14 protein-coding genes and 1 riboswitch are annotated in these 12201 nt (G+C 31.0%); all 14 genes read right to left on the bottom strand.

Annotated elements, in window-relative coordinates:
* Nucleotides 1-607 (bottom strand): hypothetical protein (locus tag C3E90_RS09490; RefSeq protein ID WP_236915400.1); only part of this gene is annotated, 607 nt, incomplete at its 3' end.
* Nucleotides 608-747: 140 nt separating this feature from the next.
* The gene (locus C3E90_RS09485; protein ID WP_236915399.1) at nucleotides 748-2286 is read right to left on the bottom strand and encodes a GHKL domain-containing protein; all 1539 of its coding nucleotides are present in this window, start codon (nucleotides 2284-2286) and stop codon (nucleotides 748-750) included.
* A gap of 155 nt (nucleotides 2287-2441) precedes the next feature.
* A complete protein-coding gene (locus C3E90_RS13350; RefSeq protein ID WP_272879115.1) occupies nucleotides 2442-2567 on the bottom strand; it encodes a hypothetical protein in 126 nt (41 codons plus the stop codon).
* Nucleotides 2560-3153, bottom strand: a complete 594-nt coding sequence (locus C3E90_RS09480) for an accessory gene regulator ArgB-like protein (RefSeq protein ID WP_236915398.1) — start codon at nucleotides 3151-3153, stop codon at nucleotides 2560-2562. The genes C3E90_RS13350 and C3E90_RS09480 overlap by 8 nt, the downstream gene beginning before the upstream one ends.
* Before the next feature lie 138 nt (nucleotides 3154-3291).
* Complete coding sequence (locus C3E90_RS09475) at nucleotides 3292-3870, bottom strand: hypothetical protein (RefSeq protein WP_236915397.1); 579 nt, start codon at nucleotides 3868-3870, stop codon at nucleotides 3292-3294.
* A gap of 213 nt (nucleotides 3871-4083) precedes the next feature.
* Nucleotides 4084-4398, bottom strand: coding sequence for a hypothetical protein (locus C3E90_RS09470; RefSeq protein WP_236915396.1), 315 nt, complete (start codon nucleotides 4396-4398; stop codon nucleotides 4084-4086).
* 218 nt (nucleotides 4399-4616) lie between these two features.
* Entirely contained in the window at nucleotides 4617-6512 is a 1896-nt protein-coding gene (locus C3E90_RS09465; protein WP_236915395.1) for a molybdopterin biosynthesis protein, read from the bottom strand.
* Between the two features lie 124 nt (nucleotides 6513-6636).
* Nucleotides 6637-7863 (bottom strand): molybdopterin molybdotransferase MoeA, encoded by a 1227-nt coding sequence (locus C3E90_RS09460; protein ID WP_236915394.1) that lies wholly within the window; start codon nucleotides 7861-7863, stop codon nucleotides 6637-6639.
* Nucleotides 7864-7865: 2 nt separating this feature from the next.
* On the bottom strand, nucleotides 7866-8498 hold the full coding sequence (locus C3E90_RS09455; RefSeq protein ID WP_236915393.1) for an ABC transporter ATP-binding protein: 633 nt from the start codon (nucleotides 8496-8498) through the stop codon (nucleotides 7866-7868).
* Between the two features lies 1 nt (nucleotide 8499).
* On the bottom strand, nucleotides 8500-9201 hold the full coding sequence (locus C3E90_RS09450) for an ABC transporter permease (RefSeq protein WP_236915392.1): 702 nt from the start codon (nucleotides 9199-9201) through the stop codon (nucleotides 8500-8502).
* A 66-nt stretch (nucleotides 9202-9267) separates the two neighbouring features.
* Nucleotides 9268-10101 carry a substrate-binding domain-containing protein gene (locus C3E90_RS09445; protein ID WP_236915391.1) on the bottom strand — a complete coding sequence of 278 codons (834 nt, stop codon included), beginning with the start codon at nucleotides 10099-10101 and terminating at the stop codon, nucleotides 9268-9270.
* A gap of 114 nt (nucleotides 10102-10215) precedes the next feature.
* Nucleotides 10216-10335: riboswitch (molybdenum cofactor riboswitch) on the bottom strand.
* Nucleotides 10304-11086, bottom strand: a complete 783-nt coding sequence (gene fdhD / locus C3E90_RS09440) for a formate dehydrogenase accessory sulfurtransferase FdhD (RefSeq protein WP_236915390.1) — start codon at nucleotides 11084-11086, stop codon at nucleotides 10304-10306. Its footprint overlaps the riboswitch before it by 32 nt.
* A gap of 5 nt (nucleotides 11087-11091) precedes the next feature.
* Complete coding sequence (mobA, locus tag C3E90_RS09435; RefSeq protein WP_236915389.1) at nucleotides 11092-11703, bottom strand: molybdenum cofactor guanylyltransferase; 612 nt, start codon at nucleotides 11701-11703, stop codon at nucleotides 11092-11094.
* Between the two features lie 9 nt (nucleotides 11704-11712).
* Complete coding sequence (locus C3E90_RS09430) at nucleotides 11713-12201, bottom strand: MogA/MoaB family molybdenum cofactor biosynthesis protein (RefSeq protein ID WP_236915388.1); 489 nt, start codon at nucleotides 12199-12201, stop codon at nucleotides 11713-11715.

The following is a 12201-nucleotide window of genomic DNA, read 5'->3' as shown; positions in this document are numbered from 1 at the left end:
AACTGTAAACATCCCAGTAAGGGAATGCAACTACAGTTACTCTTTGACCTGGTTCTAATTCAACTTGTGTAGAATCCGTCATTGTCCAACTTCTTTCTACGTTAAATCCTACCGCCGCAGAAATAGAAGCGATTTCAGCATCAATACCAGCATCTACGCTTAGACTATGACTGTTTGAAACAGTACCGGAAAGAGTCATTGTTTTCGTTAAAGGTTCTTTTGCATGATTAACAGCAGAATTTTCACATATTCTGTTTGACCCGCAAGCTTGTCTTGGCCCAGTTATATTGGCGATATAAATATTTGCAAATGGAGTGATATCACTATTATTTAAATTAGATTCTTTTATAATATAATTTGGTTTAGTTATCTTAATATTTCTTATTTTATCTATATCAATTTCTAAAAAGTCTGCAACTTGTTCTTTGTTTTTTATATCATATTCTACACTACCATCCTTTAATATTTTTTGGCTAGAATAATCAATTTCAATATCTATCATTTCTATACTTTCATTATCATTGTAATAATTATTACTAGCACAAGCCACTGTACTCATTACAAACAAGAATGCCATTATTAAAGCAAAGATATTGTTTTTTTTCATAATGGAATCACCTCCTCAAATAAGATTCTCTATTCTCCATCGTTATTAACATACCATATTTATTCTAAAATTTGTTTAATTCGGTACGAATGGTGGAAAAAACGGTACGGATAGCATAAAAAAGTTAGACTTGTATAAACCTAACTTTCCTTTTCAATAGGTAACATTATATTTAATATAAATTTTCCTTCATGGTATTCATAGTTTAATATTCCATTATATTTCTCCACTACTGATTTTATACTTTTCATTCCAAAACCGTGGTTTTCTTTATCTTCCTTTATAGTATTGAGCCTTCCTTCTTCATCTATTGGGTTAATTAATGAAGGATTTGATATTTCTATAAATAAATATTCTTTATATGTATTTATTGTAACACTTATATTTCTTTTATTTATATCTTCTATCCTTTCATTTGCTTCTATTCCATTATCTAAGGCATTTCCTAAGATTGTACATAAATCTAATGGTTGTATGTTTATATCTTCCGGAATATTTACTTTCATGTCCATTTCTATACTCTTCTTAGTTCCTTCTGATTTCTTTTGATTTAATATGGCATCTACTGCATCATTTCCAGTTTTAATCCATGTATAGGTTTCAACTACTTCATCTTTTAAACCACCAATATATTCATTAGCCAATTGAAATTTTCCTTGTTCCAATAGCCTTTCTATACACATGATATGATTTTTAAAATCATGGTGAATCTTTCTGACTCCTTCGTATATTCTTTCCTTTTCTTCCATCTCCTTCGTTAGCATTTCATTCTTTATTTCTACTATCCTATAGTTATTTCTCTCCCTATAAAAACTATTTAACTTCATAAAAATATAATAGGTTATTATAACTATCAATAATGAACCTACACTAATTGCTACTGTTAAATATTGAATTTCTACATTTAAATCGTTTAAAATCAAACCTATGTTAAATACTATTAATAAATTTATTCCAGATATTAAAGAAACAATAAATATCCAATACCAATAATACTTAGGAATATCTAGTTCTCTTTCGCTATGATTATTTTTTATTACCCTTAATATAATAAATAACAATAGTTTAGAAATTTGAGAAAATAATATCCTAGCCCAAGTTTGATTTATAACTATATCTTTTATATCCTTGCCAATAAAAGAGCTTAAAATATTTACTGCTAAAATATCACTAAATATCAGGAAAAAATAAAACAAGGTTTTTATGTATACAGTTCTATCCACAAATTCAAAATACAGTATATCACTAATATATAAAGCTAAATCTCCATATACAGTTTTGAACACATGTTTTTCATCTTTTAATTTTTCTAAAGAACTTATTAATGCTTCATGTAACTCCCTATCTATATGGCTTTTCCTAATAAATCTAAAGGGACCATATTTAAAAGTTTTATATACTTCATCTTCCATAGAAGTAAGAAATATTAATATTGTTTCTTCATCTTTTTTCCTAATAATTTCAGCTGTTTCTATACCATCTATATTAGGCATATCTATATCTAGAAAAATAATATCAAAAGGCTTGTCCTCATTATTATAAGCCTTTAATAGTTCCATTCCATCAGTAAGTTTATTGATTTTAATGGTTGTATTTTCATCTTTTAGAACTTCTTCTATTCTGTTCTCAACATAATCTAAGAAATATTTATCGTCATCACAGATGCCAATATAAATCATCAGTATCATTCCTTTAAGATATTTCTGATTCTAGATTATCATGAATTATATATGATGACAATACAAAAACCTCCTAGTTCAATACTGGAGGTTTTTGTATATGAATTTATATTTTGAATCCCAAAACCCAAACTACCCACACACTTACACTTACCTTATTTTTTCTTTGGCTTCTTAGGCTCATAAGACAAAAATATGGATTGCTTTCCTTCTGCTAATTCAGTTACCTTTTTTGATAACTTAGCTATGTTTTCTAGAACTTTTATCTTTGTGTTACTCAACATGGTTCCTCCCTTCTAGAAATTTTTGTTTAAGTATTGAATACGCAATTGAAAGCTCCGTAATAGCTAGCATAAACCACAAGTCTATTAGTTCAGCTTTTACTATATATCCTAAAATAATAATTATGCCCAAAACTAATATTCTCCTTCTTGCTATCTTTTTATTTTTAATAATTTCCTCTTTCGTTTTAGGGTTGTTCTTGTTTTCAACTGGAGCAAGTTTAAATACAATTACCATAGAAAACATTAATGAAAGTACTCCAATAAAGGGTTGATATACAGATAAGGTTGCATTTTTTATAATTATTAAAACAATAAAAACTAATATGGAGTAAATATAGCATTCATAATAATGTTTTGCATGATATCCGCCCGTATAGGATTTTAGAAAGAAATATACAGATAAATATACTATTGCAGAAGTCAATTCCCCTACGAAAAATCCAAGGATTAATATACTTAGCGATGTAAATAAAGTAGAAATAAGTAATTCCAGACCATATATATAAATATCCCTATCCTTTATATCTATTATTTTATTGGTTATCAAATGAAAGCTTATATCTCCCGCTAATTTGTGTAACATAGAAACCTCCTATAAAACTTACCTTTGTTTAATAAAAGTGTACCATATTTAACCTAAATTTTGTTTAATATGGTATGAATGGTAGGAAAAACGGTATGAATAGCAAAAATAAAGCAAAAAAAGTAGTGTAGTTCTACACTACTTTTTTTGCTTAAATAGTAAATTAAATTCCTCAAAATCAATATAATCTATGCGTCTTCCTTGCCCGGTATCAATTATATTTAAGGAGATATTTATTTTTTCGTCAGTATTCTTATTTTCTATATTTCCTAATTTTATATTAATTGAATAGGAATTTGGATTATCAAGTCTCCTCAACTTTTCAATTGTATATTCTGTTTCCGGATATTCTTTTAAATATAAATTTGGTAACCATCCATTTTTTATTAATCTTTCTATTTCTTTTTCTGTTAATGTTTCTTCCCACTGAATCATCCATGGATCATCACTTAATGCGTCTGCCTGCTGCACTGCCCTGGGATCATCAATTGATAGTTTCGACATTTTTGATTCTAAGGACTCAATGATATTTTCCCATTCTTCATCAGAATACTTAAATTGTTCTAGGTAGGAATTGAAAAATTTTTGTATTATTTTATTATCTTCATTAGGTATATTAGCTCTATTTTTAATGCTTAGACAAATTATAAGAAGAATTAAAAATGATAAAATTATTAAGATTAACAAATTTTTATTTTTCATTTTTTTCATGTTCAACTTCTAGCGCTCCCTTTTCTTCTATCTATAGAATAATTTACAATATGGAACTTTTGAACCACTTGTGTGTTTAATAGCATCGGGGGAGGCTTCCATAATTAGCCCATAACCAGGGATTTCATATCCTAGATTTCTCATGCAATAATAACCTACATATCCAATTTGTAATGGGTCAAATTCAGTAACTACAACTTCTAAACACCATTTACACTGCTAGGCTGCCCCTCCCTTAAATATAGTGTCTTTTGAACCGTCATTATTTACTCTAATTAATGTTCCCACTCCATGACTAAACATTTCATGATCTCCTCTTCCCGGACAAGCATCAACAACCATTGGTGATAAAGTATTGATATCATTTTCATTTAGAGGCAAATAATCCATTTTAGATTCATCGTATTCAATTTTTAAATTATTCATTTTACACTCCTCATCTAAAATCGATTCCCAAGTGTTTGCAAAAACAGATCCTGTGATTGCAATAATAAATAAAAAAGCTATACCTATACTTCTTTTTAAAAGTTTCACTATATAAACTCCCCTTTCTAACTTTTATTTCCTATAAACCTAAATAAAAATTAGTTGCCTTGTCTTTCACAATGGTACCACCTCCCAAAACAAAGGCTATTCTCCTTCATCTCTAATGTACTATATTTAACCTAAACTTTGTTTAATATGGTACGAATGGTAGGAAAAACGGTATGAATAGCAAATAAACCCCTATCCCTAAGAATAGAGGTTTATAATTACTCAACTACAATTATCTCTCCTATATTTTCAAATCCATACCCACCTAAGGCTTCTACCCTTTCTTTAAATTCATCGGATTTTAATACTTGGATGAATTCTTTCACCCTTTCGTCTTCAAGTAACTCAAAAGGTACCAAAAAGTCATAGTCTTCATAGGCTATATCGATAAAATCTAAATCCAAAGCCTTTGCTGCTGAGTATATACCTAACCCAGCAGTAGCTGAACCAGTTTTTACTGCTGTGGCTACTGCCATATGGGTAGTCATTTCTCTGTCATAGCCCTTTACATTTGATGTATCTATATTTTCCCTACCGAGATGATAATCTAAAAGTATTCTAGTTCCTGCTCCTCTTTGCCTATTTATATATATTACATCATCTCTTGTTAAATCAGTAAAACCCTTTATACCTTTAGGGTTTCCCTTTTCTACTATGAAACCTTGATGTCTTTTAACACCTTTTATGATAGCCATTTTTTGACCTGTGAAGTATTTTTTAACATAGGATATATTGTATTCTCCGGTTTCCATATCTAATAAGTGAATTGGTGCTATATGACATTCCCCTCTTTTCATGGCTAAGATTCCACCCATGCTACCTACATGGCCAGAGGTTAGTTTCATTATGTCGCCTATTATGTCCATTATTATATCGTGACTACCTATGGAGACTAGAGTTTTCTTTATTTGTTTTAATGATTTAAGTAATCTTACATTTACAGTACTTCCTGCTTCTACTCCTTCTAAAGACCTAGGTATTATGGCTATACCATCAGCCTTAACTAAACTCATGGTAACCCCTGCTCCACTAGATAAAGGAGTTGCAATTAGTTTATCATTTACATATCCTAGATTAACTCTTACTAACTCTCTATTTTTTAAGGAAGATGTTATTTTCTTAGATGTAATTGCATCCACAAAAGTATCCTTTTCCTCTTTTAGCCCTATATATTTTAATATTAAAGGTGTAACAAAAGTTTCAAATACCAAATAAGCAGATACAGGGTATCCAGGAATGCCGATTACTGGTTTCCCTTTTATTATACCTAAAATTGTAGGCTTCCCTGGTTTTAATGCAACACCATGTATTATTACTTCTCCCAATTCCTTTATTATATTTACCGTATAATCCTTAGAGCCAGCAGAAGAGCCTGCACCAATTATTAAAATGTCGTTTTCTTCTATCCCTTTTAGCACTGCCTTTTTAAGCTTTTCATAATCATCCTCAATAGGACTATACCTATTAGGAATACCCCCATCTTCTATTACTAGGGCTTCAAACACCCTGGAATTAGAATCTATTATCTTTCCCCTTTTCAGTTCCCTAATGTCCTCTATTATCTCCGTTCCTGTGGGCAATATCCCAATTTGTGGTTTTTTATATACCTTTATCTTTTCAATTCCCCCTGATATTAGGGCTCCTATATCTATAGGTCTAATCTTATGCTTAGATGGAACTATCATCTCCGTAGCTACTATATCTTCTCCTATAGGTCTTATATGCTGCCAAGGATGGGCTGCTTTTAGTATTTGAATTTTGCCCTCTTTAACTTCTATTACATCTTCAATCATTATTACTGCATCATAAGGATCTACTACGGGATTTCCTGTATTTATGTATAAAAAATCTTTCCCTTCTTCTAATATTTTAGGATTTACTTCTGTAGCACCTATGGTACTAGAAGATTCAACCAAAATTCCATCCATTGCTGCAGCGTTATAATTTGGAGATGAAACCTTTGCATATATAGCTTCAAAGGTTACTCTCCCTAGGGAATTTGCTACATCTATTTCTTCCCAATTAGGCTTAATATTTAACTTCTCATAGTATACTCTTTTAGCTTCCTCTACATCTATATTATCTATATAGGTATTTCTTTTACTTTTATCCATTTTACCTCCCCTATCTTTTCAATTGATAATTCTATTCAGTAGATTATCCACAATTTTTACGTTAAAAAGCACAAATTATTTCAATAAGCTAATAAGTTAGTGCCAGGCACCAATAACTTATGTTTTACATCAAATAAACTTCTCTTTCTTCTCCCTTGTATATTCCTTCTTCATGGGCTTTTATTATTATATATCCATCAGAGTTTGATAATAAAGTAATCATACCAGATTTACCAAAGCTAGGGGTAGCGTAGACTTTGCCATCCCTTTCTTCCAATTTTACCATTTGATAGGTTTCTCGACCTGGTGATGAAGGAAAGTTAAAATCCATTATAGCTTTGGTTTTTAATTTATAATCTACAATCCCCATTTTTCTATGGATATATTCCTCAACAATAGTCCTAAATACAATAATAGAAGATACAGGGTGGCCTGGAAGACCAACTATCAACTTACCCTTGCCTTCTCCTAAGATTGTTGGTTTCCCTGGTTTTATGGAGATCCCGTGAACAAATACTCCTTTACCTCTAAAAGAATTTATTACTTTTCCAGTATAATCCCTAGTCCCTACAGAACTTCCTCCAGAAATCAGTACAATATCTGAAATGATTATACCCTTTTCCACTTCTTTTCTTAAAAGCTCATAATCATCCTTTACAATGGTTTTTCCAGTAACTTCTCCTCCTAGTTTAACTATAGTGGAATAAAGAGTATAGCTATTTATATCCCTAATTTTGCCTAATTCCAATTTCTCATCTAAATCTATTATTTCATCTCCTGTTGAAATTACGTAAAATTTTGGCTTTTTATATACATTGACTTTAGATAGTCCCAAAGCAGCAAGTACTCCTACTACCTCAGGAGTTATTTTCCTTCCCTTTTTTAAAGCTATTTCACCTATTTCAATATCGTCTCCTTTTAATATTATATTTTCATTAAAAGATATAGGTTTATATACCATAAGGTTTTCTTCGTCTAGCTTTTCAGTATACTCTACCATTACCATTCCATCTGCTCCTTGGGGAATCATTCCCCCGGTAGGAACATACATAGCCTCTCCAGATTTTATACTGTTTTTGACAGCCTCTCCCATTTTTACTTCTCCTAGGATATTAAATAGACTTGGCACAGATTCACTAGCCCCTTGACTATCTTTAGATTTAATTGCATAGCCATCAACGGTGGAACGGTTAAACTCTGGTACATTAATACTTGAATGTATATCTTCTGCTAAAATTCTGTCAGTGGCTTCCAGTATAGATATTTCTTCTGTTTGAAATTCATATTCTCCAAAGTTTTCCATAAGCCTCTCCCTTGCTTCTCCTACAGATACTACATCAAAAAAATCCATATTTAATAACCTACCTTTCCAGATTCTAAATAAATGATATCATCACATAATCTTTCAGATTGCTCTATATTATGGGTTACTATAAGTACAGTTCCCTTAGTTTCTTCATTATACCTTAGTATTTCCCTTTCCATTATCTTTATAGATACTGGATCTATATTAGATGTAGGTTCATCTAATAGTAATAGTTCTGGATTAAATACTAAGGCCCTAGCTAAACTTACCTTTTGGGATTCCCCTCCTGATAGAAGGTGCCCTTTTTTATCCTTAAGTTTTTCTATTTCAAATTTCTCCATTATTTCCCTTACCACTTGTTTCCTTTTACCTTTATTTATGCCCCTTACTTTTAAAGGATATTCTATATTTTCATATACTTTTCTTCTGAATAGATATGGTTTTTGAGATACTAATGTCATCCCTTTATAAATATTCTTGTCCAATAATCTTCCATCATATTTAATAATACCAGAAAAATCCTTATCTAAACCAGATATTATATTTAATAGTGTAGTTTTCCCAGAGCCATTAGGCCCTATAATACCAGTAATTTGGCTTTTTTTAATATTTAGATTTTTAATATCCAATATCTGCCTTTCAGAATAATATTTTTTTAAATTAATAATTGATATCTCCATATTAATCCTCTCCACTATAAGAATAGATTAAGCTATTTATAACAAAAGAAATTATAAGTAAAACTATACCTAAAGCAATCGCCATAGGATAATCTCCCATGGAATTCATCATGGATATGGTAGTAGTTATTACCCTGGTTCGATTTTTAATATTTCCACCTACTATCATGACTGCCCCTACTTCCGATATGGCTCTAGAAAAAGCTGTAACTACATTGACTATCAAATCCAATTTAAACTCCTTTATGGTCAATATTATAATATCCTTCTTGTCTGCTCCTAAGGTTATACCTATTTTTTCTATTTCCTTACCTCTATTTTTTGAAAGGCTATATGTAAGGCCTAAAACCAATGGTGTTACTAGCAAGACTTGTGCTATTATCATTGCCTTTGGAGTATATAGAAGGTCAAATTTACCAAAGGGTCCTTTTCTTGAAAGTAGAATTGCTACCACCAACCCTACAATTACTGAAGGAATACTCATAAAAGTATAAAGCATTCTAGAAAAAGCTCTTTTCCCTTTAAATTCATTAATACCTAAATGAATTCCCAATGGAATACAAATTAAAGATGAAACTATAGTTGCAGTAGTAGAGACGAACAAGGATAAAAATATTATACTGTATACTTCACTATCAAAACCTAACAACAACCTAATTGCTTCATTAAAACCTTCTGATATATAATCTATAATAATCACCACCTATAGTATAAAGCTGCATATTTTACTAATTAGATAAAATATGCAGCTTAAACTTTTATATATTAATTACTTTGCATTTGGTACAAATAATGGCATCCCAAATTCTTCTACTCCATATTCACTGATTAACTCTTGGGTTTCATCTGATAATATCCAGTCCATAAATTTCTTAGCACCTTCTGCATTAATTTTATCGCTTTTTTCTGGATTTACTGGTATTATACCATATTGGTTAAATAAGTTTTCGTCTCCTTCAATAATTATTTCTAATTCCAATGTATCTTTCATACTTAAATAAGTAGCTCTATCAGTGATAGTATATCCTTGTTTCTCATCAGCAATCTTAAGCACATCTCCCATGCCAGCTCCAGCTTCTAAATACCATTCTCCTTGGGGCTCTATACCTGCTTCCTTCCATATGGAAAGTTCTTTTTTATGGGTCCCTGAGTCGTCTCCTCTAGAAACAAAAGTAAATTCATTTTCTGATATAGCTTTTAATCCTTCTAATATATTATCTGGTGTTTTTTCTTTTAATTTTAATGGATCTTCACCAGGCCCAACTAGAATAAAGTCATTATACATTACATCATGTCTTTCTAGACCATGACCTTCTGCAACAAATTCTTCTTCAGATTCTTTAGCATGAACTAAAAGTATATCTGCTTCTCCATCTTTCCCCATTTGAAGAGCTTTACCAGTACCTACTGCTATAACATCAACTTCTATTCCAGTTTTTTCTTCAAATTTTGGTAATATGTAGTCTAATAATCCACTATCTTGAGTACTGGTAGTTGTGGATAAGATTATTCTACCACCTTCTTCCTCCTTAGTTTGTCCACAACCTGCTAACATTGTGAGTATAAGTACAACACTCAATGCTAATACTAAAAACTTTTTCATTAAAATCCCCTCCTTAATTTATTGTACTTCTCTTTTCAAACAGTAAGAACCATCTTATCTGTTTTTGGGAATAAAAAAAAGTCCTAGAAAGGACTGTTAAAAACCATAAGCAACTTATGGTTTTATAATCTTCCTTTCCAAATACGGGAGGTATAAGGATTTCTCCTGATACCCAATGGCTTAATCTTCATGGCTAAATGCTTTAGAAGATTAAACTCGGAAAATTCGAATAGATATTCATTTTTTCTCCCCTTGCAAATCCTATAAGGGTAATTCCTAGTTCTTTGGCCATCTCTACAGCTAGGCTAGTAGGAGCAGACCTAGAGACTATTACAGGTACCTGCCTTTTAGTACCTTTTATAAGAATTTCAGAGGAAATTCTGCCACTAGTTAAAATTATCTTATTCCTCACATCAATTTCCTCTAATAGTGCTTTCCCAAACACCTTATCTAATGCATTATGTCTTCCTATATCCTCTTCGAATATTATTATATCATGGTAACTACACAATGCACAACTATGAACTCCGCCAGTATTTAAGAAAAGTTCAGATTTTTTATTGAATTGTCTAACAATTTCTTTTATCTTGTCTATTTCTAAGGGCAAAGGTTTTTCTATTTTTTTCGACTTAAAGGAATCTAATACATTGTAAAAGAGGGTCCCTTTCCCACATCCTGAAGTAATAGTCCTTTTACCTCTAAGTTTTTCGTTAAATTTGTTTATATCCTTCATATAGATATAGCCTAATCCCTTTTCTTCATCTATCCTAATCCTATCTATATCTGAAAGAGCGGATATGAATCCTTCAGAATGTAAAAACCCTACCATCAATTCTTTCAAGGAATTAGGACTACACAATAAGGTTATAATCTCTTCGTCGTTAATAAAAATGGTAAAGGGATATTCTATTATAACCATATCCCCTTCCTCCTTTGATTCCTTTCCTTTTATCCTCATAATATTTACTTTTTTAGTGCTATCCATAATAATTACCTCAATTTTTTACTATTTTGGGCTTTTAAGAAATCATTTAATTCATCTTTAGTGTTTAAGTTTAAAAACATATCCCAATTAGAGCTAAATTCTCTAGCTCTTTCTTCTTCTATATAATAAACAGTCAGTTTATATAGCAAGGAATTAACGGACTTTTTATTTGATAATAAATGTTCTTCTATATCCTTTATCATATCCTTAGAATAAAAAGCATTAAAAGGCTCTATCCATTCACCATATTTGGTTATACATGCTTTTACTTCTAAATTCTTTAATTCACCTTTCATATACTCAATATAATCTAGATTGATGTTAGGCATATCACAGGCTACAAAATAAACATATTGGCTTGAAGCCACACTTAATCCAGCATGAATTCCAGATAAGGGGCCTTTTCCTACTATTATATCCTTGGTTATTTTATCTGTAAATCCTAGGTAATATTCGGACTTGTTAGTTACTACTATTATTTCATCAAAAAGTTTACTTAATTTCCTTCTTAAATTATCTATAAGTCTTCTCTCGTTTATCCTTAAAAATTGTTTGTCAAAGCCCATCCGAGTACTTTTACCTCCTGCCAATATGACAGCTGTACCAAATTTTTTCATATTTCCCACCTACCTAGCACAATCACCAGTTTTACCTGTTAATATTTCTAAACCATGGTGAAGGCTATCCATTATATATTCTAAAGATTCTCTAACTGCCTTTGGACTTCCTGGCAAGTTTATTATTAAGGTTTCTCCCCTTATTCCCGAAACTGCCCTAGATAGCATAGCCCTTGGGGTAATACTAAGGCTATAGTATCTCATAGCCTCAGCTATACCATTAGCCATCCTATCACAAGCTCTAATAGTGGCTTCAGGTGTTACATCTCTTTTGCTAAAACCTGTTCCTCCTGTAGTTAAGATTAAATCTACCTTTAGTTCATCAGCCATATATATCATCTCTTTTAAAAGCTTTTCTTCATCATCAGGAAGAATTATCCGTTTCTTCACTTCATATCCTTTTGATTTCACAATTTCATCTATAGTCTTTCCACTAATATCTTCTCTTTCTCCTGTAGAACCTTTATCACTAGCTGTAATTATACCTACTTTAAACAT

It is taken from the genome of Clostridium sp. Cult2, from assembly GCF_021655075.1.
Lineage (GTDB): Bacteria > Bacillota > Clostridia > Tissierellales > Tepidimicrobiaceae > Schnuerera.
The sequence above is the reverse complement of the archived record's forward strand: the minus strand, read 5'-3'. Positions and strand labels throughout refer to the sequence as shown.